Genomic DNA, 26,036 nt, shown 5'->3' with positions numbered 1-26,036 from the left:
CCGGCGCCCCGGTTGGCCACACTGGGCCCGATCACTCGACTGACTGGCGTTACCCTGCGCAGCCTGGGTTGTATTTGCAGACCAGGGTGCGGTTATAGTCCCCGCACTGCCCATTGCCGGCCATGAGGAACGCTCGATGAAATTTGAAGGGACCCGCGACTACGTCGCCACCGACGACCTGAAACTTGCGGTCAACGCCTCGATCACTCTGCAACGCCCGTTGCTGGTCAAGGGCGAGCCGGGCACCGGCAAGACCTTGCTGGCCGAACAGCTGGCTGCCTCATTTGGCGCACGATTGATCACCTGGCACATCAAGTCGACCACCAAGGCCCAGCAAGGGCTGTACGAGTACGATGCGGTCAGCCGCCTGCGCGACTCGCAACTGGGCGTGGAGAAGGTCCACGATGTGCGCAACTACCTGAAGAAGGGCAAGCTCTGGGAGGCCTTCGAGGCCGATGAGCGGGTGGTGTTGCTGATCGATGAAATCGACAAGGCCGACATCGAATTCCCCAACGACCTGCTGCAAGAACTTGATCGCATGGAGTTCTACGTCTACGAGACCGATGAAACCATCAAGGCCCGCCACCGGCCGATCATCATCATTACCTCGAACAACGAAAAGGAGCTGCCCGACGCGTTCCTGCGCCGCTGCTTCTTCCACTACATCGCCTTCCCTGACCGCACCACCCTGCAACGTATCGTCGATGTGCATTACCCGAACATCAGCGCGTCGCTGGTAAGCGAGGCGCTGGATGTGTTCTTCGATGTGCGCAAGGTGCCGGGCCTCAAGAAAAAGCCCTCCACCTCGGAGCTGGTCGACTGGCTCAAGCTGCTGATGGCCGACAACATCGGTGAGGCCGTGCTGCGCGAACGTGATCCGACCAAGGCCATCCCACCGCTGGCGGGGGCGCTGGTGAAAAACGAACAGGACGTGCAACTGCTCGAGCGCCTGGCCTTCATGAGCCGCCGCGGCAACCGCTGAGGAGCCCACCATGCTGCTCAACCTGTTTACCGAACTGCGCGCGGCCAAGGTGCCGGTGTCGTTGCGCGAACTGCTCGACCTGCATGCCGCCCTGGAGCAGCACGTGGTGTTTGCCGACATGGAGCAGTTCTACTTTCTCGCCCGTACGATTCTGGTCAAGGACGAGCGCCACTTCGACAAGTTCGACCGGGCGTTCGCCGCGTACTTCGACGGGCTGGTCGACCTTGACCGGCATTTACAGGCGCTGATTCCCGAAGACTGGCTGCGCAAGGAATTCGAGCGCTCGCTGAGCGCTGAAGAGCGTGCGCAGATTCAGTCCCTCGGCGGGCTGGACACGCTCATCGAAGCCTTCAAGCAGCGCCTGGCCGAGCAGAAGGCGCGCCATGCCGGTGGCAACAAGTGGATCGGCACCGGTGGCACCAGCCCATTCGGCTCCGGCGGTTACAACCCCGAGGGCATTCGCGTGGGCGATGCCGGCGAGCGTCAGGGCAAGGCGGTGAAGGTCTGGGAGCAGCGCGAGTACAAGAACCTCGACGATCAAGTGGAACTGGGCACACGCAACATCAAGCTGGCCCTGCGCCGCTTGCGCAAATTCGCCCGCCAGGGCGCGGCTGAAGAATTCGACATCGCCGGCACCATCGACCACACCGCGCGCGACGCCGGCCTGCTGAACATCCAGATGCGCCCGGAGCGACGCAATGCCGTGAAGCTGCTGTTGCTGTTCGACATCGGCGGTTCGATGGATGCCCACGTGCGGGTGTGCGAAGAGCTGTTCTCGGCCTGCCGCAGTGAGTTCAAGCACCTGGAGTACTACTACTTCCACAACTTCATCTACGAGTCGGTGTGGAAGAACAACCAGCGCCGCAGCAACGAGCGCATGGCCACCTTCGACCTGCTGCACAAGTACGGCGATGACTACTGCGTGGTGTTCGTTGGCGATGCGGCCATGGCGCCTTATGAAATCACCCAGCCCGGCGGCAGCGTCGAGCACTGGAACGAAGAAGCCGGCTACGTGTGGATGCAGCGGGTGCTGGCGAAATTTCGCAAGGTCATCTGGATAAACCCCTACCCAACCCGGGCGTGGGACTACACCACTTCGATCGGGCTGGTGCGCGAGCTGCTGGAAGCGCGGATGTTTCCAATGACGCTGCAGGGGCTCGAAGACGGGATGAAATACCTGGCCAAGTGAGCCGCCCAGCGTGCGCAAGGTACAAAGGAGTACGCCGCTGGGCGGATCACGGATTCATGTGTGCGACGTCGGTCGCGCTGGCTGCAACACAGCCTGATGGTAGCGAGCGCCGGATCGGCCTCTGCAACAGGTGCGGGTGAGCCGGAAGAAGCATCTGTCGCGAGCAAGCTCGCGCCTTCAGGTTGCTGCGGGCGATCCAGTCTGGACTGCGGCTCGAGCCCACTGTAGGCGCGAGCTTGCTCGCGATGGACCTCAACGATAAAGCGAACGCCTGACACAGCGCGGTGCCTGGGCATTTTTCGCGAGCAAGTTCGCTTTTCCAGGCTGCTGCCGGCAATCCATACAGGTTGCTGCGGCGACCCAGTCTGGTCTACGGCTCGAGCCTACTGTAGGCGCGAGCTTGCTCGCGATGGACCTCAATGGCGACGTCGCGGTTCGACTGCGCCAGGACGCCCGCACATCAGGGGTCGTTTCCGGGTCAGGCCTGTGCGGCCTTCAGTGCCTCCAGCGCGGGCTCGGCGGCGATGCCCACTTCGGCGGCCAGCGCCAGGATGCGCTCCAGGTCATTACGCGCGGCGATCACCATCTGCAGCGGGTCATCCAGCACCTGGCTGAAGTTCAGCAACACGTAGCCGCCACCTTCTTTATTCAACGCGCCCATCTGCACCTGAATGCGGTTCAGCGCGGTCAGTGGCTCGGTGCGGGCCAGTTGCTTGGGTTTGAGGTTGAAGGCGACGCTCTGATCGAACGAGCCGCTGATGGCCTCGAACAATTGCTGATACGTCTCGGCCTGGAACAGCACGGTGTCTGGCAGGCTACCGACCACGACCCATTCACCCAGTGGGATAGGAAAGCTGTCGTCGTAATTGATGTCGGGGTTGGCGGCCAGGAAGGCGGCCGGATCGGCGTAAGCCTGGGCAGCTTCGTCGGCGATGCGCTCGATGTCCTGTTCAGGCATGCAGCCCGCGCCGATGAGGCTGATGAGTTCGCGCAACGGGTTTTTCATGGGAGGGGTAGCCTGGCAGGTGGAAAAAGGCGCCAAGAATACCCCCGCCCGGGTCAGCCGGCCAGCGCTTGCAGCCGAGCCGCGGCATCCACGGCGCCCATGGTCTGTGCGGCCACCAGGGCAGTTGCGCCGCGTGCATCCTGAAGAGACGGATCTGCGCCGTGAGCCAACAGGAATTCGAGAATCTCGCTGCGGTTGAACATCGCCGCCAGCATCAGCGCGGTACGGCCATCGGCTGCTGCAGCGTCTACCGGCACGCCGTGCTCCAGCAACAGCTTGATCATCGGCAGATCACCCTTGAACGCAGCCCCGGCAATCGGCATCTGGCCGTTGTCATTGGCCAGAAGGGGGTCAGCGCCATGTTTGAGCAACACCTGCACCGCCTTGAAATGGCCGTGATAGCTGGCGAGCATCAGCAACGTGTCGCCCTTGCCATTGCGCAGGTTGACCGGCAGGCCGCTCCCGAGCAGGCGCGTCAGCAGGTCGGCATCGCCGCGGCGGGCGCAGTCGAACACCTGTTCGGCAAAGATGGCGGTTTCGTCGTCGGTCATCGTGGCGGGGGCAGCGTCTTGCATGATGGATCTCCTGGCAGATTGATCACCCAATGATGTGTCAGGCCGCTACCAGAAGACAAAGGTTCAGAATCTATCGCCGTGACAGGCCAGGGCTATGTGCCACCCCGGCATTGCAAAATGCACTGTGCAAATTGCACGACCTTGCAGGCTGCAACGCGCAAATAATTCTGAAACATAATAAGTCATTGATTTTAAAGGTTTTTTAATGAAACCCAAAGCTGGCACGCTCGCTGCAACTCCCCTGTACAGAATCTGCAACCCTTACCGTTCAGGAGCTCGACATGGACCTTATTCAACAGAAATTCACTTCCGTCTTCCCAGGGTACCAAGTCAACACGCAGCCCCGTCCTGACGGTGGCATCCTGCTGACCTTGCGCGCCGCTGACAGCAAAGTGAGCCGCCGCGTGCTGTCGTACGCTCAGCTGCACAGTGCCGAACAACTGTCGTGGGCCATCAGCGCCATCCGCCGTGACCTCGCCGAACAAGCCAGCGAACTGCCAGTGATCTCGATGCTGCAGAGCCAACAGCGCTTCGCCCTGCCGACCTACCGCTAAACCCCGTAGTACATGACCTGGGGCCATGCCTATGGCCCCACTAATACCTCAGAGTTCATCCATGCCCGGAAATTCGCTCGGGCCTGCATGTTCGCTGACCACCGGTATCGATTCGCCCTTCCCCGCTCGCAGCCGCAGTGCCACGCAGAACGGATGGTCGCCCAGGCTCAGCCAGCGCCCGCTGCCGCTCGGCACCTGCAGCACGTCACCTCGCTCACACAGCACCGCCAGTACCCAGTCGCCTCTGCGCACGCTCACCTGCGCGCGTCCGCTGACGATCACGAAGGTTTCCGGCGTGTCGTAGGCATGTTCGCCGCTTGGCAACGTGAGCACTTCACTCGAACCGTCACAGTCGATCACGCTGACCGCCGAGCAACCGTGGGCGCTCGACAAGGCCTCCAGTTGACTGCCCAGCGCTTGCAGCACCCCAGGCTGCCCACAGCCTGGGCGTGGCTGGCCGGTGAGTTCAACCTGACTGAGCTGCACGCCGTGTTCGGCCAGGGTAGTGGCAATGTCGGTGGCATGGGTGAGGACTTTATTGGGCTGCTGGGGACGGGTGCAGTGAAAGACGCTGAGAATGCTCATCGCGAAAGGCTCCGGGAGGCGTTCAGGGCGAACGCCGTGATAAGGGCAGCCGCCAGCGCAGCAAGGCTGGCGACGGCAAAGGTGAAGGTCGCGCCCAGCAGGCTCCAGGCGTAACCGGCGTACAACGCACCCAGGGCGCCGCCGATGCCCGACAACGCGGCGTACAACGCTTGCCCCTGGCCCTGCTGGCGCGGGCCGAAGCTCGATTGCACGAACGCGATACTGGCCGCATGGAAGCAGCCGAACGTGGCGGCGTGCATCAGCTGCGCCAGGACCAGCACAGCCGGCACATCCGCCAGCGTCCCCAGCAGCAGCCAGCGCACCGACGCCAGCGCGAAGCTGACCAGCAGCACCGCCTGGATCGAGACCCGGGCGAACACCCGGCTCATCACCAGGAACATCAACACTTCCGCCACGACCCCAAGCGCCCACAACAGGCCAATCGCGCCGCGGTCATAGCCCAGGTGTTCCAGGTGCAGGCTGAGGAAGGTGTAGTAAGGCCCGTGGCTGAGCTGCATCAACGCCACGCAGGCATAGAAGGCCAGTACCCCAGGGGCGCGCAGTTGCCGCACGAAGCCCTCGGCCCCCGGCCGCTGTCCATGCTCGACCGGCTGGGCGTTGGGCACCCACAGGCTGGCGAGCACGATACCGCCCATGATCGCCACCAGGGCCACGGGGTAGATGTCCAGGCTTAGCCACTGCAACAGCCGGCCCAGGCCGACCACGCTGAGGATGAAGCCAATCGAACCCCACAGCCGCACCTGGCTGTAGCGCGCCGTCTGCCCGTGCAGGTGCGCCAAGGTGATGACCTCGAACTGCGGCAGCACTGCGTGCCAGAAGAACGCATGCAGGGCCATCACCAGGGCCAGCCAGGCATAGCTGTGGCCGAAGAAGATCAGCGAGAAACTGGCCAGGGTGCACAGCGCGCCGAGCCGTACGATCAACAGCCGCTGCCCGCTACGGTCACCGAGCCAGCCCCATAGATTGGGGGCCACACAGCGCATGAGCATGGGAATGGCCACCAGCTCGCCGATGCGCGCCGGGGCAAAGCCCAGATGATCGAAGTACAACGCGAGGAACGGCGCAGTAGCGCCCAGCAGCGCAAAGTAACAGAGGTAGAAGCTGGACAGGCGCCAATACGGAATGGTGGGCATGGGCTCCACGGCTAAGGCAGGGCTGCGCCGGTGAGCAACGCAGCGAGGTGATGCGGGGAGCGCTGAACACAAGGTGCGGGCGGGCGCTGAGGCAACCCGCCGCAGCGCCTGAGGCTCAGGCCTGACCGAGTACGGGCGTGGCGACTCGCACGTCGGCGTTCTGCCCACGGTGACGCAGCAGGTGGTCCAGCAGCACGATGGCCATCATCGCTTCGGCGATCGGCGTGGCGCGGATGCCCACGCACGGGTCGTGGCGGCCCTTGGTGACGACGTCGACCGGATTGCCGTCGACGTCGATGGAGCGGCCCGGCACGGTGATGCTGGAGGTGGGCTTCAAGGCCAGGTGCGCGACGATGGGCTGGCCTGAGGAAATGCCGCCCAGTATGCCGCCGGCGTTGTTGCTGAGGAATCCGTCTGGCGTCAGCTCGTCACGGTGTTCGGTGCCGCGCTGGGCAACGCTGGCAAAGCCGGCGCCGATTTCCACGCCTTTGACCGCGTTGATGCTCATCAGCGCATGGGCCAGTTCGGCGTCCAGGCGGTCGAAGATCGGCTCACCCAAGCCTGGCATGACGCCTTCGGCAACCACGGTGATCTTCGCCCCGACCGAGTCCTGGTCACGGCGCAACTGGTCCATGTAGGCCTCCAGCTCTGGCACCTTGGCAGGGTTGGGGCTGAAGAAGGCGTTCTGTTCGACGCTGTCCCAGGTCTGGAACGGGATGTCGATGGGGCCGAGCTGGCTCATGTAACCGCGTACGCGGATACCCTGGGTCGCCAGGTACTTCTTGGCGATGGCGCCGGCCGCCACACGCATGGCGGTTTCGCGCGCCGAGCTGCGACCGCCGCCGCGGTAGTCGCGGGTGCCGTACTTGTGGTGGTAGGTGTAGTCGGCGTGGGCCGGGCGGAACAGGTCCTTGATCGTCGAATAGTCCTTGGATTTCTGATCGGTGTTGCGGATCAACAAGCCGATCGAGCAACCCGTGGTGCGCCCTTCGAACACGCCGGAGACGATCTCGACCTCATCGGCTTCCTGGCGCTGGGTCGTGTGCCGGCTGGTACCGGGCTTGCGCCGGTCAAGGTCGTGCTGCAGGTCGTCCAGGGACAGCTCGAGGCCCGGTGGGCACCCATCGACAATGGCGACCAACGCCGGGCCATGGCTTTCGCCTGCGGTGGTGACAGTGAACAGCTTGCCGTAGGTATTGCCGGACATGGACGCTCCGCGAATCTGCCTGAGGTGAACGAAGCGGGGAGTATACGGAAATTGGCCGTAATCGGTGTAGGTGCCGTCGCCTGGTTTGCCGGCCTGCAGCACCTGCGGCGGCGCAGAACCTTCCAGAGGCCGCTGGGTCTGAGCTCTATCTCTCCACGTAGCGCCCCTCCATGACCTCGCGTTTCATCGCCCTGCTCCTGCTGTGCCTGAGTATCAACGCGGCCTACGCCGCCGCCCCTACCGTGTCACAACGCCCGATCGAGCTGGACACCGGCCTCGGCGTGCTGCACGGCAGCCTGCTGTTGCCGCAGCAAGACACCCCGCCACCGGTGGTGCTGATCATTGCCGGCTCCGGCCCCACCGACCGTGATGGCAACAATCCGGCGGGCGGGCGCGTCGACAACCTCAAGCGCCTGGCCCTGATGCTGTCCAAACAGCGCATCGCCAGCGTGCGCTATGACAAGCGTGGCGTGGCTGCCAGCCAGCCGGCGACACCCGATGAACGCGACCTCAGCGTCGAAGGCTATGTCGCCGACGCCGTCGCCTGGGGCAAGCAACTGCGTGCCGACCCACGCTTCGGGCCGCTGATCATCATCGGCCACAGCGAAGGCGCGCTGATTGCCAGCCTCGCCGCCCAGGAAGCCGGCGCCAGTGCCGTGATTACCTTGGCCGGCAGCGGTCGGCCGATCGATCAGGTGCTGCGCGAGCAGCTGGCCAAACGCCTGAGCCCGGCCGACATGCTGCGCGGCAACCTGCTGCTCGACCGCCTGATGGCCGGGCAGACCAGCCTGGACGTGCCGACACCGCTGCGCCAGGCGTTTCGCCCCAGCGTGCAGCCGTATCTGATTTCCCTGCTGCGCCAGGACCCGGCGGCCGCCTTTGGCCGGCTGAACATGCCGGCGCTGATCATCCAGGGGCGCAACGATGTGCAGGTCGAGGTGCTCGATGCCCAACGGCTGCACGCAGCCAAGCCCGATGCGCCCATGGTGCTGATCGACGGCATGAACCACATGCTGCGCATCAGCCCCCGCGACATGAGCGAGCAGCGCGAGAGCTACAACAACCCACAGCTGCCGCTGGCCCGTGAGCTGGGCGAAAAAGTGGTGGCATTCATTCAGGCCCTGCCCGACGCCTGAGCAGCCCTCAGGTTGTGTGGGTCGCTGCCGATAGACTGGCATTGGCTCAACGCCGGTGCCGTCAGCGCCCTCGTCCAGTGCCCCGATCGATTCACGCAAACCGCCCAACAGGCCCACCCCCGCGCCTCCGTATGGATCAGGCGCTGGCGCTGGGAGTGGTGCGCCAGCCTGCGTGGGCGAGCGGGGCCTTGAACCCTCGGCGCGGCAACGGCCCGACGCCGACACGCACCCGAGGATCCGTGATGACCGTCGCCCCCACCGGCGTAGAACCGGCCCAAGCGCCGCAAGACCCGCCCAGCCCGCCCTTGCCCTGGGCCGAGGTGGCCACCGAAGACTTCCAACTGCTGCGCCTCACCGCTCAGCCCACCGACCGCGGTGGATCGCGCGGGCTGCGTTTCGTGCAGTGGGGTCGGGTGGAACGGCACAGCAGCACCCACAGCCTGCTGCGCCTGGACATTCGCCTGCCTGGGCAGATGACCCACAAGGAGCAGAACCGCCTCGACGTGCGTGTCGACCATGCGCTGCGCCAGGTGCAGATCGGTGGCGAACACGGCCTGCAACTGGAGCCGAGCAACCGCGGCCTGGGCCGCTTTCTGTTGGCCCAGGCCGCCAAGTGGCTGCAAAGCCGCTGGCCAGACTACCGTGTGATGGGCGCCGACCTGCCCGCACGCGATGCCATGAACGACGACCTGCGCCTGCGCCGCGACCATGTGCTGCGTAGCGTCGGTCTGGACATCAGCTACACCGACGGCCAGCCCACCCAGGGCCATACGCTCGATGCGGTGGTCAGCCAGTTGCGGCCGTTCTGGAACGAAGACAAGGTGCAGGCGCTGCAGATCCTCGACACCGCGGCAATGCTTCAGCACGCCGAACAGCAGTTGCAGGACATGGCCACGCAACTGCGTGAGCGCGACGAACGCATGGCACGGGTCGAGCGCGAAGACAGCGGGTTGCGCTTCACCATCACCTGCCTGGTGGCCTTTGCGGTGTTCCAGGCCGGCTTGCTGATTTTCATCGCCACCCGCTGAGGCCAACGCCTGCCCCGCCAGAGGCAGGCGCTGCGCAGGGGATCAGGCGCGAGCGCGGAACAGGTCCTGATGCTGGCGGCACTGTTCGGCGGTGAGCATGAACACGCCATGGCCACCGTGCTTGAACTCCAGCCAGGCAAAGTCCACTTCCGGGTAGCGTTGTTCGACGTGCACCTGGCTGTTGCCCACCTCGACGATCAGCAAGCCCTTGTCGGTGAGGTGGTCCGCCGCCTCGGCCAGCATGCGCCGCACCAGGTCCAGACCATCTTTGCCGCAGGCCAGGCCCAGCTCAGGTTCGTGCTGGTATTCGGCCGGCATGTCGGCAAAATCTTCGGCATCGACATACGGCGGGTTCGACAGAATCAGGTCGAAACGCTGTTGCGGCAAACCGCCGAAGCCGTCGCCCTGCACGGTGTAGACACGCGCGTCGAGGCCGTGCCGTTCGATGTTCTGGTTGGCCACTTCCAACGCCTCGAACGACAGGTCCGCGAGCGCCACCTCGGCCTCGGGGAACACATCGGCGGCAACGATGCCGATGCAGCCAGAGCCCGTGCACAGGTCGAGAATGCGTGCCGGTTCGTTGCCCAGCCAGGGCTCCAGACGCTCTTCGAGCAACTGGCCGATGGGCGAGCGCGGGATCAGCACGCGCTCATCGACGATGAACGCCATACCGCAGAACCAGGCTTCGCCGAGCAGGTAAGCGGTGGGCGTGCGGTCTTCGATGCGGCGCTTGAGCAGGTGCTGCAGGTGAACACGCTCATCGTCTTCGAGCTGACAATCGAGGTAGCTGTCGGCAACTTCCCAAGGCAGGTGCAGCGCGCCGAGAACCAGCAGGCGGGCTTCGTCCCAGGCGTTGTCGGCACCGTGGCCGAAGAACAGGTCGTGTTCGTGGAAGCGGCTGACCGCCCAGCGGATGTGGTCGCGCAGGGTGCGCAAGCGGGAAGTGATCACAGTGGACTCCTTTGAAGGCAGCGCGAAAGTCTATCAGCCCACGCCTGCAAATGATTCCCCAGACACCCCGGCAGATAGCCACAGGCCAGTAACCATGCCGCTTACGCTGTCAAGCATTCCCATTGTCGTCGCGGCAGAGGACAATGGCCCGCAAAAGCCCTATCGCAAAGGAGCCCTTGATGTCCGTTCCAACCACCATGCTCCGTCTCAGCGGCCGCGATTATCCGCCGGCCAAACTGAGCCAGGCCAGCCTGATCATCATCGATGCGCAGAAGGAATACCTCAGCGGTCCCTTGGCGCTGTCGGGCATGGATGAGGCCACGGCCAACATCGCCCGCCTGCTCGCCGCCGCCCGCCAGGCGGGGCGTCCGATCGTCCACGTGCGTCACCTGGGCACCGTGGGTGGCCTGTTCGATCCGCAAGGGCCACGCGGGGAGTTCATCCCCGGGCTGGAGCCGCAGGACGGCGAGGTGGTGATCGAGAAGCGTATGCCCAACGCTTTCAAGAACACCACGCTGCACGAAACCCTGCAGGGCCTTGGCCACCTCGACCTGATCGTCTGCGGCTTCATGAGCCACTCCAGCGTCAGCACCACCGTGCGCCGCGCCAAGGACTATGGCTACCGCTGCACCCTGGTCGAAGATGCCTCCGCCACACGCGACCTGGCCTTCAAGGACAGCGTGATCCCCGCCGCGCAGATCCACCGCAACGAAATGGCGGTCATGGCCGACAACTTTGCCTGCGTCGCGCCCACCGCCAGCCTGATCTGAGCCGCGCCCGGCGGCGGATCGGCAACCTGTCGAGCGGCTGCGAGTCCCCCGCCGCACCGCTCCAGAGACCTGCCATGAAGCTTTCCAGCACATTCGTTCGATGCAAGGCGTTTGCTGCCTGCGCCATCGTGGCGCCTACAGAACTGCCGCTGCTGCGCCGAGTGGCGTAAACTACGCCGCCATACGTGGAGGCAGCATGCAAGACGACGATTTTTCCCTCTTTCGCAGCGAAGTGCGTGGTGTCAAGCGGATCACCCACGACCGCGCCGAGGTCGGCAAGCCCAAGGCTGACCGCCAGCAGTTGGCTGGCCTGCGGCAGAAGGCGACCCTTCGCAGCGATCAGTCGTTGGTGATCGATGGCCTGTCCGACCAGTTCGTCATCGACGTGGGCGCCGAGGATGAGCTGTTCTGGCGCCGCGACGGTGTGCAGGAAACCCAACTGCGCAAGCTCAAGCTGGGCCAGATCGCCTTTGAAGGTAGCCTGGATCTGCACGGCATGAGTGTTGAAAAGGCCCGTGAAACCCTGTGGGCCTTTATCGCCGAAGCCAACCAGCTGGAGGTGCGCTGCGTGCGCGTGACCCACGGCAAGGCGGCGCGGCTGGACGGCAAGCGGCCGATGATCAAGAGTCACGTCAATACCTGGCTGCGCCAGCATGCTCAGGTGCTTGGCTTCGTTTCCTGCCAGCCGCGCCATGGTGGCACCGGCGCGGTCTACGTGATGCTCAAGCGAACCATGCTCGAGGGCCGCGACGAGTAACGTCACGCTTGCAGCGCCGCGTTCTGCGACTTACCCTTCATTTTTGCGAAAACTCCCACAGGTAGATCCATGTCCCTGGAACAGAACTACACCGAGATCCTTGGCCAGATCGGCGAGGACGTCTCTCGCGAGGGCCTGCGCGACACGCCCAAGCGGGCTGCAAAGGCCATGCAGTACCTTTGCCGCGGTTACGAGCAGACCCTCGAAGAGGTCACCAACAACGCGCTGTTCAGCTCCGACAACAGCGAGATGGTGGTGGTCCGGGATATCGAGCTCTACTCGATGTGCGAGCACCATATGCTGCCGTTCATTGGCAAGGCCCACGTGGCCTACCTGCCCAAGGGCAAGGTGCTGGGGCTGTCGAAGGTCGCGCGCATCGTCGACATGTACGCCCGTCGCCTGCAGATTCAGGAAAACCTCAGCCGGCAGATCGCCGACGCCATCGAACAGGTGACCGGTGCCGCCGGCGTTGCCGTGGTCATCGAAGCCAAGCACATGTGCATGATGATGCGCGGTGTGGAAAAGCAGAATTCCAGCATGATCACCTCGGTGATGCTCGGCGAGTTCCGCGCCAACGCCGCCACCCGTACCGAGTTCCTCAGTCTGATCAAGTGATCCATGGCTGACTGGAAGCCGGCCGTCCAGGTCGGCTTTTTCGTTTCTATGCCTCCAGGAGAGTCCCATGATTGTCAAAGCCCTGCGCAACGGGCTCGGCCAGCTCATCGTCTTCGGTGACTGGATCAGCCGCCCGGGCAAGCGCAAGCGCGACCCTGCCGCCCAGGCCAAGGTAGACGAGCAAGCGCGCCACCTCGCGCTGTACCAGTTCCATGCCTGCCCGTTCTGCGTGAAAACCCGCCGCGCCCTGCACCGCCTCAACGTGCCGATGACCCTGCGCGACGCCAAGCACGACCCACACCACCGCCAGGCACTGCTCGAAGGCGGCGGCCGGATCAAGGTGCCCTGCCTGCGCATCGAAGAAGGTGGCGACGTGCGCTGGATGTATGAATCCAACGACATCATTGCTTATCTCGACCAGCGCTTCGGCACCCTCTGAGGCCTGCTGAGTGGTCTAGCGTTTCGGTCACGCTTGAGGCTCGCTGGGTCGTCCGGCGTTCCGGCTACGCTTGGGGCCGGGTGAGCCATCCGGCGTTTCGGCTACGCTTGGGGCTTGCTGGGTCGTCCGGTGTTTGCAAGGGCTGCCGTACGCCCAATGCTGGTCATTCAAGCCGAGTTGAAATCCGCTAGGCTGCCGTGCGATCCATCGCGGCTATGGCCCAACGGGAACCCGGATTACCTGAACTTCACACGATCCTGAGCGGCTATTGCCGCGATGGCTGGCGCAGCCGGCCTTATCTAAGCGCCCGCGATGACAGGTAGATAGAGGTCGCAGCACCAGGGCGGCTTTGCCGCCCACCGCGGCAGTAGCCGTTCCTACAAGGGGCTGCGGTGAGCGGGTTCTTGCGATCTCCTGTCTGTGCCGCAGCTTGGAGTGAGACGCGGTCGAGGCAGTCAGCGACAGGGTCCTGCGTTCCGGTTAGCCGCGCAGTCAAGGCACCGCCAATTGACCTGGCGAAATCGCTTGGCGGGCGCATCGGTCGGGCGCCAGCCTTCCCGCACGCCCGGCCCCACCACTCGTTCAGCAGCCCTACCCCGCCCCTCCTCACGAAAAACACACTCCGCACACTGTACGGCCAATCCCGCGCGCGGCTGTATGGCACAGGCTGCAGGACTAGCCGTTAGGCTTGCAAAAAATGCTTACATCCGCACAGGGAACGCAGCATGTCTCTCGTCAAAACCGCGCGCCTGCGGCCTCTGGCCGACTCTTCCCCTTCGGCCGTGGTGGCCGGTTTCATCGCCATGCTCACCGGCTACACCAGCTCACTGGTGCTGATGTTCCAGGCCGGGCAAGCGGCGGGCTTGACCACTGCGCAGATTTCTTCGTGGATCTGGGCGCTGTCGATCGGCATGGCCGTCTGCAGCATCGGCTTGTCGCTGCGCTATCGCACCCCGGTGACGGTGGCCTGGTCGACGCCGGGCGCCGCGTTGCTGATCACCAGCCTGGGTGGGGTCAGTTATGGCGAGGCGATCGGCGCCTACATCACTTGCGCGCTGCTGGTGCTGGTGTGCGGGCTCACCGGCAGCTTCGAGCGCTTGGTACGGCGCATCCCGGCGTCGCTGGCCTCGGCCTTGCTGGCCGGCATCCTGTTTCGTATCGGCAGCGAGATTTTCGTCGCAGCGCAGCACCAGACACTGCTGGTGCTGGGTATGTTCTTCAGTTACCTGCTGGTCAAGCGCCTGTCGCCACGCTATTGCGTACTGGCGGCGCTGGTGGTCGGCAGCGTGCTCGCCGGTGCGCTGGGCCTGCTGGACTTCAGCGGCTTCCATCTGCAAGTGGCGACGCCGGTATGGACCACGCCGAGTTTCTCGCTGGCGGCAACGATCAGCATCGGCATCCCGCTGTTCGTGGTGGCGATGACGTCACAGAACATGCCCGGCATGGCCGTACTGCGCGCCGACGGCTATTCGGTGCCTGCCTCACCATTGGTCAGCGCGACCGGCCTGGCCTCTCTGCTGCTGGCCCCCTTCGGCGCACACGGTGTGAACCTGGCAGCGATCAGCGCCGCGATCTGCACCGGGCCGCATGCTCACGAAGACCCGGCCAAGCGCTATACCGCGGCGGTCTGGTGCGGGATTTTCTATGGCGTCGCCGGGGTGTTCGGCGCCACGCTGGCAGCGTTGTTCGCGGCCCTGCCCAAGGAGCTGGTGTTGTCGATCGCCGCCCTCGCCCTGCTTGGCTCGATCATGAACGGCCTGAGCGTGGCCATGGCCGAGCCGCGCGAACGCGAGGCGGCGCTGATCACCTTCATGGTCACCGCCTCAGGCTTCACCCTGCTCTCCATCGGCTCGGCATTCTGGGGCATCATCGCCGGGCTGCTGACCTTGCTGATCCTCAGCCCGCGCAAAGCCTGAGCCGCGTCTGCCAGCTCAGACGTTGTCGACCCTCAATGACTGATCGCCAAGCATGGCGTTGATCAGCGCGGTGGTGTCATGGCCCGAGGCGATGACGCCACCTGCGCCAGGTGCGATGCCGTAGTGCTGGGCCAGGTCGACCCCTGCCAGTTCGATGCTCTGGCTCGGCGCCGCGTCGCTCGGGCCGGTGACGTCCAAGGTCGTCGCCAGTGTCGCGCCTTCGCCGCTGACCTTGAAGTGCAGATAGTCATCCAGCGACGTTGCGTTGGCGCCCTCACCCTGCAGCAACTGCGACAGGTCGAGGTGGTCCTGGCCAGGCTTGAAGTCCGTCACGGTATCGCGGCCCTGCTCGCCCCGGCCCCACGCAAACGTGTCATGCCCCCCGCCACCGGTCAGCTGATCGTTGCCCCGACCGCCGACCAACAGGTTGTCGTGAGCATTGCCGAACAACTGGTCGTCATAAGCGGAGCCAATCAGGTTTTGAATCCCGTGCAAGGTGTCGGCCCTGCCACCCGCTGCATCTGGCGAGCCGTTGGGTTGCAGGCCGGCCACCACGCCGTGGCGGGCGTCGGCGTAGCTCGCGGTATCGCTGCCCTGCCCGCTGATCAGCAGCCCGTCCCCGCTGCTGCCGTCGAGCAGCACATTGCCGTCGGTGGCGACCAGCGTTTCACCCCCCGCAGGTGGCTGCGCCGCATCGACGTGGACCGCATGGGCTGTAGCAGTGGTTGCGACGGTGGCCGTGTCGGGGTGATCGGCAGGTGTGCTCAGCGGATGCTGGGGATCGACGGTCGCTTGCGGGTGATCGATCACCAGGCTCAGTGGATAGCCTTGCGCGGCAGGGGCGTCACTGGCCGACAGGCCTGATAAGTGCAAGCTGTAGAGGCCGTCATGCGGTGCGGTGAACTGGCCATTCTCTGCCAGCCCATGGGCGCTGCCGGCGTCGTCCTGCCAAGCCACCGACAGCCCGCCGTCAACCGCGGTGTGCTGGACGGTAAGCCGTTCGCCCTGCTGCAGGGCAAGGGTGAAGGATTGAGAGTCGGGGCTGGCGTGCACGTCTGCCGTACTCAGCAACCCAGCGACCACCAGCACGGCGCTGAGGCTGCCGGCACTGCTGACGAACTCGCTACGGGCTACGGACTTGACCAGGTCGGGGCGGTCGAGTGTGAGCACCGAGGGCTTGCCGAACCATGGCGTGCAAGGAACAGGGCCGCTGTCTTTGACGTTGAGGGTCACGGTGGTGGTGCTTTCGTCGCCGTCCGCATCGCGAATGGTATAGACGAACACGTCGCGACCGCCCGAAGCGCCCACGCTATTGGGGTTGGCGTGGTAGGTCGCGTTGCCGTCGGCGGCGAGGGTGAGCACGCCGTATTGGCCTTGGACCTGGGTGCCGACATTGCCCATTGCTGACGTACTGGTATCACTCCCCGCCCGCACCCCAACCACATAGTGCCCATCGGCTCTTACATCAGCGCCGACCATGTCGTTGAGCAGCACGTTGCCACTGACGGTGCCGCCTTCGCGGACGTGCTCGTAGTCGCAGTGGGCTTTGGGCACGTCATCGACGATGCGGATGACGAGGGTGTTTTGCACAGTGTTGCCGTTGGCGTCGGTGGCTTGGTAGGTGAAGGTTTCGGTTTGCGTGTCCGGGCCGTTGTTGGGGCTGCCCGGCGTTTTCGGGACCGAGGTCAGGGTGTAGGTGTACGTGCCGTCCGGGTTGATGGCGATCTGGCCGTATTGGCCGGTAGTGTTGCCGACCAGGCTGTAGGTGAGTTCGCCCGTGCCGCCGGAAACAGCACCGACCAAGGTGCCGGTGCCGGTTTCGCCGCGTGAGCCGGGATCGCTGCCGATGACGGTGCCAGGGGCCAGGTCGTTGCCGTCCTTGTTCAGGTCGAGGGCTTTTTCGTAGACCTTCACGTCCCAGTCTTGGCAGGCGGCCAGGCCGCTGTCTTTGACATTGAGGGTCACAGTGGTGGTGCTTTCGTCGCCGTCCGCATCGCGAATGGTATAGACGAACACGTCGCGACCGCCTGCTGCGCCCACGCTATTCGGATTGGCGTGGTAGGTCGCGCTGCCATCGGCGGCGAGGGTGAGCACGCCGTATTGGCCTTGAACCTGGGTGCCGACATTGCCCATTGCTGACGTACTGGTATCACTCCCCGCCCGCACCCCAACCACATAGTGCCCATCGGCTCTTACATCAGCGCCGACCATGTCGTTGAGCAGCACATTGCCACTGACGGTGCCGCCCTCGCGGACGTGCTCGTAGTCGCAGTGGGCTTTGGGTACATCGTCGACGATGCGCACCACAATGCTGCCAGTCACACTATTCCCATTCGCGTCGACGGCTTGATAGGTAAAGGTTTCGCTCTGAACGTCCGGCCCGTTGTTCGGGCTGCCCGGGCTCTTGGGAGCGGAGGTCAGGGTGTAGGTATACGTGCCGTCCGGGTTGATGGCGATCTGACCGTATTGGCCGGTGGCGTTGCCGACCAGGCTGTAAGTCAGCCCGCCCGCTGCGCCGGTGACAGCGCCGACCAACGTGCCCGTGCCCGTCTCACCGCGCGAGCCAGGATCGCTTCCCACCACCGTACCGGGCGCCAGGTCATTGCCATCGCGCACCAGATCCAGGGCTTTTTCATACACCGTCACGTCGAAGTCCGGACAGGCGACAAGGCCGCTGTCCCGCACGTCCAACGTCACAGTGGTGGTGCTTTCATCCCCGTCCGCATCGCGAATGGTATAGACGAACACGTCGCGACCGCCTGCTGCGCCCACGCTATTCGGATTGGCGTGGTAGGTCGCGCTGCCATCGGCGGCGAGGGTGAGCACGCCGTATTGGCCTTGAACCTGGGTGCCGACATTGCCCATTGCTGACGTACTGGTATCACTCCCCGCCCGCACCCCAACCACATAGTGCCCATCGGCCCTTACATCGGCTCCGACCGTATCATTGAGCAGCACATTGCCGCTGACGATGCCGCCTTCGCGGACGTGTTCAGCGTCCGCTCGGGCCTCAGGCAGATCGTCAACGATGTTCACATCGAGGGTGCCGGTCGCCGTGCTGCCGTCGCTGTCCTGGGCGACAACACTGAACTGCTCTTGCAGGCTGTTGGCACCCGCAGCGGTGGGATGCGCGGCATTGTCCTGCAGGGTGTAGCGATAGCTGACCACGCCAGTGCCAGGGTCATACCCCGTGATCGTCAGGGTATTGCCAAGCCCGGTGGTAATCGTTTGTGGGAAATCTGCCGCTACACCGCCGCTCACCACATCGATACCGCCCACTTTCAATGCCTGCAGACCGTCCGGCGCGCTGACCGTGAAGGTCCCTGCCTGGGTCAATGCGGTCGGGTCGGGCGTGCTGCCATCGTTGAGGTACCTCTCGAAGACCGTGAGCTCGCCGCCTTGCACATCGAGGCCACGCAATACCACCGGGTCGTCGAGGTTGTTGATGTTCAGCGTCAACGTGGCGGTGCTGGTGTCGCCATCGGCATCGCGCAGCGTGTAGGTGAACACCTCGGTGCCCTGTGCGCCGCCGTGCAGTTGTTTGAACGCCTGCCCGTTGGCATCGAGGGTATAGGTGTAGGAACCGTCGCCGGCCAGGATCAAGGTGCCGTAGGTGCCGGCGAAGACCCCGGCAACGATGGGTTTGCCGTCACTGACCCGGTCGGCGCCCTGGATGTCATTGACCAGCACGCTGCCGGTCAGTTGCGTGTGCAGTTCAGTGGCGCTGGTCGCGTTGAGATCGTTGACCGCCGTGGGCACGTCATCGCGGATCAGTACGTCCAGCGTACCGCTGGCCGTGTCGCCATCGGTGTCTCTGACCTGCACGGCGAATTGCTCGCCGAGGGCATTGCGACCGCTGCCCTCAGGGTGCTGCTCGGCACCGTTGAGGGTGTAGCTGTAGCTGACTTCACCGGTCTGGGCGTTATAGCCGGTGATGGTCAAGGTGTTGCCCAAGGGGCTGGTCAGCGACTGGCCGACGCCGGTCACGACACCTGCGGTAACGACGTTCAGGCCGCCAACGCTAAGGGAGTAGACGCCGTCCGGAGCCACCACGGTAAAGGTGCCGCGCTGGGTCAGGGCCGCAGCATCGCTGGCGGAGCCTTGCGCCAGGTTGGCCTCGTCAAGCACCGCCTCGGCCGGACCCACGTCCAGGCCACGCAAGGTGACGGGGTGATCGGTCGGCGGCTGTGCTGGGGGCTCGGTGCCGGGGCCGGTCGGCGGCTGTGCTGGAGGCTCGGTGCCGGGGCCGGTGGGCGGTGAGGTGGGTACACCGTCACGATAACGGCTGCTGGCATCGCGCCCGCCGAACTCGCGGCCGCCCGGCTCAGGCAGGTAGCTGAAGCCTGCAGTTGGAAAGCCGACTTCCGGCTCGACGCGAGCGCCCACTTCGGTCAACAGGACGAAATCATGCCCGCCCCCCAAGGGCCTGGGGCCGCCGGCGGCTGGCGCTTGGGCTTCCAGCGTCGGGTCCGCGCCGGCGGTAATGGCGCGCTGCAGGCGCAGCACGTCCGTCAACTCGGCTTCGCTGGGCAGGGGATCGGGGGTGTCGATAGAGGGGGCCTGGTGGCTGAGCAGTTCTGCGGTCATTTCCACGCTGCTGTCGCGGCCCAGGGTCAGCAGCGCGCCGTTATCCAGCTGCACGGCCACCGCACCGCCAGCGCCGGTCTCCAACTGCTCGCCGGCGAACAGCCGATCCCCTTCGATGAGCACGCGGCGAGTGCCGTCGACCTGCACTGCAACTACTTCGCCGATCACCTTGCTGACCACGCCTACGGACTTCGCCATGGCACACTGCTCCCTTGTCTGGATGGTTTTTTGCAACAAGGGGGTGCCAGGTGACTCTGGAGCGGACTTCGCCAATCGGCATAGACCACCGCTGCGATGGCCGGGACGCAAAAACGCCCGGCGGCAGGTTCAACAAACGCGGAGAAGTTACTGGTTGCAAACGACAATATTTTGTCGCCTAATTCCGCGCTTGCCGTCCACTCCTGCGTCCTCGGCTGCAAAAGGGATGGAACATTAATTGACGCCGTAAAACCGTGATTTACAGCCACTTGGCGCCGTCTCTTGGGTGAACAATGTCGCCTATCGACGGGCCTGCATAAGTTTATTTTGGAACAATAGTTATGACAAAATCTTCTTAGCTTCGGCGCCAAATGTTCTTAGCTGTGATGTTACAAAGATGAAACGGTTACACCTTCTTTTTATGTCATTTTTTTGGCGAATTTAAAGTATATCGACACCAGGGAGAAGTACCCCATGCGCGTTATAGCCCCGCTCACCGCTGCCATTTTGCTCGCCACGGCAGGCATGCAGGTGCAAGCAATGTCCATTACCGAGGCGGTTCAGAGCGCGGTCGACAAGCACCCGGAAGTCAGTGAGTACCGGAACAGTCGCTTGTCTGCCGATGAAGATGTGAAGTTCGCGCGCGGGGGTTATTTCCCAACGGTCGACGTGGTGGCGGGATATGGGCGTCAGCGTTCCGACAACAACAATACGCGAGGCTTCAATGCCGACAACACGCGCAACCACAACAAAGAGACGCTCAACTACACCCAGTCCGAACTGCGCCTGCGGCAAATGCTGTTCGACGGCTTCAACACGTCCAACGAAGTGGGCCGCACACAAGCGGTGGCCAACTCGCGGGCCTATTACACCCAGGCCACGGCCGAAACCATCGCGCTGCGCGCCATCGAGGTCTACCTCGAAGTACTCAAGCGCCGCGAACTGGTGACCCTGGCCAAGAACAACTTGCAGGCGCACCTGCGCGTCAACGACCAGATCGGCCTGCGCAGCGAACGTGGCATTGGCAGTACGGCCGACCTGGATCAATCCCTGGCCCGCCGCGCACTGGCGGAAAACAACCTGGACACCGCCGAAGTGGACCTGGCCGATGCCGAGGTCAACTTCTTCAGCGTGGTCGGCGTGCAGGCTGACCAACTGGAAGCGCCGACGTCGGCCAAACCGATGATGCCGGCCGACCTCAACGCTGCTCGCCAGGGCATGCTGGAAAACAACCCGTACCTGAAATCGGCACAAGCCGACGTGGATTCGGCCGAGCGCCAGTACCAAGTGGCCAAGTCGCCGTTCTACCCGCGTCTGGACGCAGTACTGGCCACCGGCGCCAACAACAACCAGGGCGGCGAGCGCGGCCACAGCAACAACGACTGGCAGGCGGGTGTGGAACTGACCTACAACCTGTTCCGCGGCGGCAGCGACAAGGCGCGCCTGCAGTCTGATTCCTACAAGATCAACCAGGCCATGGACATCCGTAACAATGCCCTGCGCGAGATCAACGAAAACCTGGGCCTGTCATGGAACGCGCTGAACAACGCACGCAAGCAGACGCCAAGCGCCCGCCAGTACGCTGAAACCACCCAGCGTGTACGCGCCGCCTACCAGGACCAGTTCGGCCTGGGCCAACGTACCTTGCTCGATGTGCTCGACAGTGAAAACGAGCTGTACAATGCCAACCGTCGCTACACCGAGGTGCGCTACACCGAGGAGTATTCGATGTACCGGATTCTGGCGAACATGGGCGAGTTGCTGAGCAAACAGCGCATCACGTTGCCGCCCGAAGCCATCGCCAAGACCGAAGTGCGCAATCAGGCACGCCTGCCTGACATGCACTGATCGCTGCCTGGGCTCACCGCTGCCTTGTCGATGCGCCACCCGCACCGTTGTGCGTTGACCTTGCCCCGCCCTCGCCTCACCCTGCACCCCGCCTTGGGGCTGCAGCGGGCGGTTGCGCCCTGCGGCCAGCCGCTCATCGAGCACACTTCTCACTCTGGCCCCAAGGGCAACCTGGAGCCGATCAGTGTCGACACCGCCCTGATGACACAGGCAACGCCTTCTACCTGATGCAGATCGGGACCGAGCGCAACCCCGTGGGCGGTGTCTTGAGCCGCCGTTGCTCATCCCCGGTAGGGTGGCCGTCGTGCACATCATCACCGAACGAAAAAGCGTACGCGATTACTCGCTCAGGCAGTCCAGAAAGCCCGCCCTGGCGCTCTGCGCACGCGCCGACCGAGGACGGCTGCGGGCAGTTGCATGAAAGATGTTTAATCGGCGTTTTATTTACTTAGTCGGCTAACCAATCCTATAACTGGGGTGTGCGACACAGTGTCGCAATCAACCAGCAGTGGAGTTTGACGATGACAGTTCAAGTAACCGAACGCGACGAATCGAGAATGTCCCACGAAGGTCTGGCTGCCGGCGTGCGCATCTGGGATGTGCATCAGCAAGGTCAGCTGGTGGGCATGTTCCATGATGAACAGCAGGCCCAGCAGTACTGCAGCGAACTGGAAGAGCAGGAAGGTCAGCGGGCGGAAGCGCACTGACCCTGCAGGTCGTCATTGAGTTCGCCAGACCAACAGCATTCGCGAGTGAACCCAAGCGCCGGTCCACCCGCGAATGCTGCAACCGGGTAAGCGCAGCCTGACTGGCTCGTTACCACATCAAGTCATCAGGAATTTTGTACGCCGCGTAGGGATCGTCCGACTCATCGGCTTGCTCGGTGTGCGTATTGAGCAACAGAATCCGGTGCGGATCGCGCTCCTGAATCTTCACCGCCGCTTCTCGCGGAATCACCTCGTAGCCGCCACCGTGCGACACCACCGCCAGCGAGCCATTGCTCAGCTTGCTGCGCATCAAGGCGTTGACGGCAATGCGCTTGACCTTCTTGTCGTCGACGAAGTTGTAGTAATCCTCGGTCGTCAGTTTTGGCAGGCGGGTTGCTTCGATCAATTGCTTGACCTGCGCAGCACGCGCCTTGAGCTCGGCCTTTTCCTGCTGGGCGCGGTTGAGCTCCTGGTCACGCTTGGCTTTTTCTGCCGCCGCTTCCTTGGCCAGCCGCTGCTGGGTGTCATCAGCTTCGGCCTGGCCTTTGTGCACCAGGCGTTTCTGTTTTTTCTCGGCCTTGTTGGTCTGGGAAACCTGTTTCTGGTTGACCAGACCGGCTTTGAGCAATTGGTCGCGAAGGGAAAGGCTCATCGATGTCTACTCACTTATGCATCAGCTCAGCCGCAGCTGGGCAGGTTCTTTTCCTGACGTTTGGCTTCGCCCCAGAGGGCGTCCAGTTCGTCGAGGGTGCGATCTTCGATCGGCAGGCCCTGCTCGCGCAATGCCTGCTCGATGAAACGAAAACGCCGCTCGAATTTCCGATTGGCGCGGCGCAGGGCCTGTTCCGGGTCGTGCTTGAGGTGGCGGGCCAGGTTGACGACGGCGAACAACAGGTCGCCCAGCTCGCCTTGCACAGCATCGGTGTCGCCGTCAGCCATGGCCTGCAGCACCTCGTCGAGTTCTTCGCGCACCTTGTCCAGCACCGGCAAGGCTTCAGGCCAGTCGAAGCCGACGGTGGCGGCGCGCTTCTGCAGTTTGGCGGCGCGCGACAGCGCCGGCAGCGCGGTGGGTACGTCATCGAGCAATGACAGCTGCTCGGGCGTGCTCTTCTGTGCACGCTCCCCGGCCTTGATCGCCTCCCAGCGTTCCTTGACCTGGTCTTCGCTCAGCTGCGGGGTGTCCAGCGTCGCGTACAGCTCGCCGGTGGGGAACACGTGCGGGTGGCGGCGGATCAGCTTGCGGGTGATGCCATCGACCACGCCGTCGAACTCGAAGCGCCCTTCTTCGCGGGCCAACTGGCTGTAATAGACCACCTGAAACAACAGGTCGCCCAGCTCGCCGTGCAGGTCCTCGAAGTCGCCGCGCTCGATGGTGTCGGCGACCTCGAAGGCCTCTTCCAAGGTGTGCGGCACGATGCTCGCGTAGGTCTGCTTGAGGTCCCACGGGCAGCCGTGCTGCGGATCGCGCAGGCGCGCCATGAGGTGCAGGAGGTCAGTGAGCGAGTAAGTCATGGGGCAAGTCCTTCATGGTGTTCACTGCGCCAGCCGATGACGGCAAAGGCTGGCGCAGTGAACGCCGGTGGATCAGGGCGTGCGGTTACGCCGCGTCTCGATGATGTTGGGCAACTGCGAGATGCGCCCCAGCAAGCGCCCCAGCGCATCAAGGCCGGGAATCTCGATGGTCAGCGACATCTGCGCGGTGTTGTCGTCCTTGTTCGAGCGGGTATTGACCGCCAGCACGTTGATCTTCTCGTTGAGCAGCACCTGCGAGACGTCACGCAGCAAGCCGGGCCGGTCGTAGGCACGGACCACGATGTCGACCGGGTAGGTTTGCACCGGAATCGGCCCCCAGCTGACCTGAATGATCCGCTCGGGCTCCTTGCCAGCGAGTTGCAGCACCGAGGCGCAGTCCTGACGGTGGATGCTGACGCCGCGACCCTGGGTGATGTACCCGACGATGGCATCGCCCGGCAGCGGCTGGCAGCAGCCGGCCATCTGCGTCAGCAGGTTGCCCACGCCCTGGATGCGGATATCGCCGCGTTTGGTCGACCGGCTGGTCGGTTTGCGGGTGATCAGCTCGACCTGTTCGCTGCGGTCCGGCTCGAGCAGTTGCTGCGCGGCGTTGACCATCTGCGCCAGGCGCAGATCGCCCGCGCCGAGGGCGGCGAACATGTCTTCGGCCGTCTTGACGTTGGCTTTTTCCGCCAGGCGCTCGAAGTCCACCTGCGGCAGGCCGAGGCGGCTCAGCTCGCGTTCGATCAGGGTTTTGCCGGCCGCCACGTTCTGGTCCCGGGCTTGCAGCTTGAACCAGTGGACGATCTTCGCCCGCGCGCGCGAGGTATTGACGTAACCCAGGTTGGAGTTCAGCCAGTCGCGGCTCGGGCTGCCGTGCTTGCTGGTGATGATCTCAACCTGCTCGCCGGTCTGCAGGATGTAGTTGAGCGGCACGATGCGCCCGTTGATCTTGGCGCCGCGGCAGTTGTGGCCGATCTCGGTGTGCACGCGGTAGGCGAAATCGAGTGGCGTGGCGCCCTTGGGCAGGTCGATGGCATGGCCATCGGGGGTGAAGATGTAGACCCGGTCAGGCTCGATATCCACCCGCAGCTGGTCGGCCAGGCCGCCGATGTCACCCAGTTCTTCGTGCCATTCCAGCACCTGGCGCAGCCAGGAAATCTTCTCTTCGTAGTGGTTCGAGCCACCCTTGACGTCGGTGCCTTTGTACTTCCAGTGCGCGCAGACGCCCAGCTCGGCCTCTTCGTGCATGCCGTGGGTTCGGATCTGCACCTCCAGCACCTTGCCCTCCGGGCCGATCACCGCAGTGTGCAGCGAGCGGTAGCCGTTTTCCTTGGGGTTGGCGATGTAGTCGTCGAACTCCTTGGGGATGTGCCGCCACAGGGTATGGACGATGCCGAGCGCGGTGTAGCAGTCGCGGATTTCCGGAACCAGCACACGTACCGCACGCACGTCGTAGATCTGGCTGAATTCCAGGCCTTTGCGCTGCATCTTGCGCCAGATCGAGTAGATGTGTTTCGCCCGACCGCTGATGTCGGCATTCACGCCGGTGGCCAGCAGCTCGTTCTGCAGTTGGCCCATGACGTCGCTGATGAAGCGCTCGCGATCAAGGCGCCGCTCATGCAGCAGCTTGGCGATCTGCTTGTACTGATCGGGCTCGAGGTAGCGGAACGAGAGGTCTTCGAGCTCCCATTTGATATGGCCGATGCCCAGGCGATGGGCCAGGGGCGCATAGATATCGGCCACCTCGCGCGCCACGCGCAGGCGCTTGTCGTCGTCGGCGGCTTTCACGGCGCGAATGGCGCAGGTGCGTTCGGCCAGTTTGATCAGCGCCACGCGCACGTCGTCGACCATCGCCACGAGCATCTTGCGCAGGTTTTCGACCTGCGCCTGCGAGCCCAGCACCATCGACTGGCGTGGGCTCAAGCTGGCGCTGATGGCGGCCATGCGCAGCACGCCGTCGATCAGCTTGGACACCACCGGGCCGAAGCGTTGGCCAACCTCGGCGAGGGTCACCTTGCCTTCGCGCACCGCGCGGTAGATGACCGCCGCGACCAGCGAATCCTGGTCGAGCTTGAGGTCGGCCAGGATTTCGGCGATCTCCAGCCCCGCCTGGAAACTCGACGTACCGTCGGCCCACGAATGCTTGGCGGGGTTGCCATTCTTTTCGACTTCCTGGGCAAACTCGCAGGCCAGTGCCAGCTCATTACGATCGAGCGCGGCATCCACGCTCGTTACATGATCCAGCCATCCTTCGAGATTGATAGTGCCGTCGGTGTTGACCGGCTGGTGCACTCTCACCTGTACCATCTGTGTTCTA

General features: G+C 64.0%; 21 protein-coding genes and 2 pseudogenes. 12 read left to right on the top strand and 11 right to left on the bottom strand.

Features of this window, described 5'->3' with window-relative positions; genetic code table 11:
- Positions 1 to 136: 136 nt before the first annotated feature.
- Positions 137 to 982: an AAA family ATPase gene (locus SJI00_RS01280; RefSeq protein ID WP_322459955.1), complete on the top strand. Its 846-nt coding sequence runs from the start codon at positions 137 to 139 to the stop codon at positions 980 to 982.
- Between the two features lie 10 nt (positions 983 to 992).
- Positions 993 to 2,171 carry a vWA domain-containing protein gene (locus SJI00_RS01275; RefSeq protein WP_322459954.1) on the top strand — a complete coding sequence of 393 codons (1,179 nt, stop codon included), beginning with the start codon at positions 993 to 995 and terminating at the stop codon, positions 2,169 to 2,171.
- A 478-nt stretch (positions 2,172 to 2,649) separates the two neighbouring features.
- On the opposite strand, the gene SJI00_RS01270 is transcribed toward SJI00_RS01275, so the two are convergent.
- A complete protein-coding gene (locus SJI00_RS01270; RefSeq protein WP_322459953.1) occupies positions 2,650 to 3,177 on the bottom strand; it encodes a hypothetical protein in 528 nt (175 codons plus the stop codon).
- 53 nt (positions 3,178 to 3,230) lie between these two features.
- Positions 3,231 to 3,755, bottom strand: coding sequence for an ankyrin repeat domain-containing protein (locus tag SJI00_RS01265; RefSeq protein ID WP_322460448.1), 525 nt, complete (start codon positions 3,753 to 3,755; stop codon positions 3,231 to 3,233).
- Between the two features lie 278 nt (positions 3,756 to 4,033).
- Between SJI00_RS01265 and SJI00_RS01260 the strand changes: the two genes are divergently transcribed.
- Entirely contained in the window at positions 4,034 to 4,306 is a 273-nt protein-coding gene (locus SJI00_RS01260; protein WP_312931079.1) for a DUF3509 domain-containing protein, read from the top strand.
- 48 nt (positions 4,307 to 4,354) lie between these two features.
- Here SJI00_RS01260 and SJI00_RS01255 read toward each other — a convergent pair whose 3' ends face one another.
- The 3 genes from SJI00_RS01255 to aroC form a co-directional block, all read right to left on the bottom strand.
- Positions 4,355 to 4,891 (bottom strand): cupin domain-containing protein, encoded by a 537-nt coding sequence (locus SJI00_RS01255; protein ID WP_322459952.1) that lies wholly within the window; start codon positions 4,889 to 4,891, stop codon positions 4,355 to 4,357.
- Positions 4,888 to 6,045, bottom strand: a complete 1,158-nt coding sequence (locus tag SJI00_RS01250) for an MFS transporter (protein ID WP_322459951.1) — start codon at positions 6,043 to 6,045, stop codon at positions 4,888 to 4,890. Before SJI00_RS01250 ends, SJI00_RS01255 begins: the two co-directional genes overlap by 4 nt.
- A 115-nt stretch (positions 6,046 to 6,160) precedes the next feature.
- Complete coding sequence (aroC, locus tag SJI00_RS01245) at positions 6,161 to 7,252, bottom strand: chorismate synthase (protein ID WP_322459950.1); 1,092 nt, start codon at positions 7,250 to 7,252, stop codon at positions 6,161 to 6,163.
- Positions 7,253 to 7,422: 170 nt separating this feature from the next.
- On the opposite strand from aroC, the gene SJI00_RS01240 reads away from it, so the two are divergent.
- Positions 7,423 to 8,388 (top strand): alpha/beta hydrolase, encoded by a 966-nt coding sequence (locus tag SJI00_RS01240; protein ID WP_322459949.1) that lies wholly within the window; start codon positions 7,423 to 7,425, stop codon positions 8,386 to 8,388.
- 242 nt (positions 8,389 to 8,630) lie between these two features.
- Positions 8,631 to 9,416, top strand: coding sequence for a hypothetical protein (locus tag SJI00_RS01235; RefSeq protein WP_322459948.1), 786 nt, complete (start codon positions 8,631 to 8,633; stop codon positions 9,414 to 9,416).
- A gap of 42 nt (positions 9,417 to 9,458) precedes the next feature.
- On the opposite strand, the gene prmB is transcribed toward SJI00_RS01235, so the two are convergent.
- Entirely contained in the window at positions 9,459 to 10,367 is a 909-nt protein-coding gene (gene prmB / locus SJI00_RS01230) for a 50S ribosomal protein L3 N(5)-glutamine methyltransferase (protein ID WP_322459947.1), read from the bottom strand.
- A gap of 179 nt (positions 10,368 to 10,546) precedes the next feature.
- Between prmB and SJI00_RS01225 the strand changes: the two genes are divergently transcribed.
- The 5 genes from SJI00_RS01225 (at position 10,547) to SJI00_RS01205 (ending at position 14,864) form a co-directional block, all read left to right on the top strand.
- On the top strand, positions 10,547 to 11,137 hold the full coding sequence (locus SJI00_RS01225; RefSeq protein ID WP_322459946.1) for a cysteine hydrolase family protein: 591 nt from the start codon (positions 10,547 to 10,549) through the stop codon (positions 11,135 to 11,137).
- Between the two features lie 196 nt (positions 11,138 to 11,333).
- Positions 11,334 to 11,894, top strand: coding sequence for a Smr/MutS family protein (locus tag SJI00_RS01220; protein WP_322459945.1), 561 nt, complete (start codon positions 11,334 to 11,336; stop codon positions 11,892 to 11,894).
- A gap of 69 nt (positions 11,895 to 11,963) precedes the next feature.
- Positions 11,964 to 12,509 carry a GTP cyclohydrolase I FolE gene (folE, locus tag SJI00_RS01215; protein ID WP_322459944.1) on the top strand — a complete coding sequence of 182 codons (546 nt, stop codon included), beginning with the start codon at positions 11,964 to 11,966 and terminating at the stop codon, positions 12,507 to 12,509.
- A 67-nt stretch (positions 12,510 to 12,576) separates the two neighbouring features.
- On the top strand, positions 12,577 to 12,948 hold the full coding sequence (locus SJI00_RS01210) for a glutaredoxin family protein (RefSeq protein WP_322459943.1): 372 nt from the start codon (positions 12,577 to 12,579) through the stop codon (positions 12,946 to 12,948).
- A 725-nt stretch (positions 12,949 to 13,673) separates the two neighbouring features.
- Positions 13,674 to 14,864: a benzoate/H(+) symporter BenE family transporter gene (locus SJI00_RS01205; protein ID WP_322459942.1), complete on the top strand. Its 1,191-nt coding sequence runs from the start codon at positions 13,674 to 13,676 to the stop codon at positions 14,862 to 14,864.
- A gap of 15 nt (positions 14,865 to 14,879) precedes the next feature.
- On the opposite strand, the pseudogene SJI00_RS22480 reads toward SJI00_RS01205, so the two are convergent.
- A pseudogene (locus tag SJI00_RS22480) lies at positions 14,880 to 15,326 on the bottom strand (type I secretion C-terminal target domain-containing protein); the annotation flags it as partial.
- A gap of 732 nt (positions 15,327 to 16,058) precedes the next feature.
- Positions 16,059 to 19,649: pseudogene (locus SJI00_RS01200) on the bottom strand (retention module-containing protein); the annotation flags it as partial.
- A gap of 474 nt (positions 19,650 to 20,123) precedes the next feature.
- Between SJI00_RS01200 and SJI00_RS01195 the strand changes: the two are divergent.
- Together SJI00_RS01195 and SJI00_RS01190 are read left to right on the top strand one after the other, a co-directional pair.
- Positions 20,124 to 21,497 carry a TolC family outer membrane protein gene (locus SJI00_RS01195; RefSeq protein ID WP_322459940.1) on the top strand — a complete coding sequence of 458 codons (1,374 nt, stop codon included), beginning with the start codon at positions 20,124 to 20,126 and terminating at the stop codon, positions 21,495 to 21,497.
- Between the two features lie 521 nt (positions 21,498 to 22,018).
- Positions 22,019 to 22,204 carry a hypothetical protein gene (locus tag SJI00_RS01190; RefSeq protein ID WP_322459939.1) on the top strand — a complete coding sequence of 62 codons (186 nt, stop codon included), beginning with the start codon at positions 22,019 to 22,021 and terminating at the stop codon, positions 22,202 to 22,204.
- A gap of 109 nt (positions 22,205 to 22,313) precedes the next feature.
- Here the strand turns inward: SJI00_RS01190 and SJI00_RS01185 are convergent, their stop codons facing one another.
- The 3 genes from SJI00_RS01185 to relA all read right to left on the bottom strand — a co-directional run bounded on the left by SJI00_RS01185 (position 22,314) and on the right by relA (position 26,026).
- Positions 22,314 to 22,856 carry a DUF2058 domain-containing protein gene (locus SJI00_RS01185; RefSeq protein WP_322459938.1) on the bottom strand — a complete coding sequence of 181 codons (543 nt, stop codon included), beginning with the start codon at positions 22,854 to 22,856 and terminating at the stop codon, positions 22,314 to 22,316.
- Positions 22,857 to 22,882: 26 nt separating this feature from the next.
- Positions 22,883 to 23,716, bottom strand: a complete 834-nt coding sequence (mazG, locus tag SJI00_RS01180; protein WP_322459937.1) for a nucleoside triphosphate pyrophosphohydrolase — start codon at positions 23,714 to 23,716, stop codon at positions 22,883 to 22,885.
- 72 nt (positions 23,717 to 23,788) lie between these two features.
- Entirely contained in the window at positions 23,789 to 26,026 is a 2,238-nt protein-coding gene (gene relA, locus SJI00_RS01175; protein WP_322459936.1) for a GTP diphosphokinase, read from the bottom strand.
- Positions 26,027 to 26,036 lie beyond the last annotated feature (10 nt).

The sequence above is a fragment of the Pseudomonas gebzensis genome, assembly GCF_034427815.1.
Lineage (GTDB): Bacteria > Pseudomonadota > Gammaproteobacteria > Pseudomonadales > Pseudomonadaceae > Aquipseudomonas.
The sequence above is the reverse complement of the archived record's forward strand: the minus strand, read 5'-3'. Positions and strand labels throughout refer to the sequence as shown.

What these genes read in the sequence shown, in the direction of transcription:
- SJI00_RS01210 (WP_322459943.1), top strand. Translation starts at nt 12,577, where the DNA reads ATGATTGTCAAAGCCCTGCGCAACGGGCTCGGCCAGCTCATCGTCTTC.
- relA (WP_322459936.1), bottom strand. Translation starts at nt 26,026, where the DNA reads ATGGTACAGGTGAGAGTGCACCAGCCGGTCAACACCGACGGCACTATC.
- mazG (WP_322459937.1), bottom strand. Translation starts at nt 23,716, where the DNA reads ATGACTTACTCGCTCACTGACCTCCTGCACCTCATGGCGCGCCTGCGC.
- SJI00_RS01220 (WP_322459945.1), top strand. Translation starts at nt 11,334, where the DNA reads ATGCAAGACGACGATTTTTCCCTCTTTCGCAGCGAAGTGCGTGGTGTC.
- SJI00_RS01185 (WP_322459938.1), bottom strand. Translation starts at nt 22,856, where the DNA reads ATGAGCCTTTCCCTTCGCGACCAATTGCTCAAAGCCGGTCTGGTCAAC.
- SJI00_RS01225 (WP_322459946.1), top strand. Translation starts at nt 10,547, where the DNA reads ATGTCCGTTCCAACCACCATGCTCCGTCTCAGCGGCCGCGATTATCCG.
- SJI00_RS01270 (WP_322459953.1), bottom strand. Translation starts at nt 3,177, where the DNA reads ATGAAAAACCCGTTGCGCGAACTCATCAGCCTCATCGGCGCGGGCTGC.
- SJI00_RS01205 (WP_322459942.1), top strand. Translation starts at nt 13,674, where the DNA reads ATGTCTCTCGTCAAAACCGCGCGCCTGCGGCCTCTGGCCGACTCTTCC.
- SJI00_RS01235 (WP_322459948.1), top strand. Translation starts at nt 8,631, where the DNA reads ATGACCGTCGCCCCCACCGGCGTAGAACCGGCCCAAGCGCCGCAAGAC.
- SJI00_RS01250 (WP_322459951.1), bottom strand. Translation starts at nt 6,045, where the DNA reads ATGCCCACCATTCCGTATTGGCGCCTGTCCAGCTTCTACCTCTGTTAC.
- SJI00_RS01255 (WP_322459952.1), bottom strand. Translation starts at nt 4,891, where the DNA reads ATGAGCATTCTCAGCGTCTTTCACTGCACCCGTCCCCAGCAGCCCAAT.
- SJI00_RS01240 (WP_322459949.1), top strand. Translation starts at nt 7,423, where the DNA reads ATGACCTCGCGTTTCATCGCCCTGCTCCTGCTGTGCCTGAGTATCAAC.
- SJI00_RS01280 (WP_322459955.1), top strand. Translation starts at nt 137, where the DNA reads ATGAAATTTGAAGGGACCCGCGACTACGTCGCCACCGACGACCTGAAA.
- SJI00_RS01275 (WP_322459954.1), top strand. Translation starts at nt 993, where the DNA reads ATGCTGCTCAACCTGTTTACCGAACTGCGCGCGGCCAAGGTGCCGGTG.
- SJI00_RS01260 (WP_312931079.1), top strand. Translation starts at nt 4,034, where the DNA reads ATGGACCTTATTCAACAGAAATTCACTTCCGTCTTCCCAGGGTACCAA.
- SJI00_RS01190 (WP_322459939.1), top strand. Translation starts at nt 22,019, where the DNA reads ATGACAGTTCAAGTAACCGAACGCGACGAATCGAGAATGTCCCACGAA.
- SJI00_RS01195 (WP_322459940.1), top strand. Translation starts at nt 20,124, where the DNA reads ATGCGCGTTATAGCCCCGCTCACCGCTGCCATTTTGCTCGCCACGGCA.
- aroC (WP_322459950.1), bottom strand. Translation starts at nt 7,252, where the DNA reads ATGTCCGGCAATACCTACGGCAAGCTGTTCACTGTCACCACCGCAGGC.
- folE (WP_322459944.1), top strand. Translation starts at nt 11,964, where the DNA reads ATGTCCCTGGAACAGAACTACACCGAGATCCTTGGCCAGATCGGCGAG.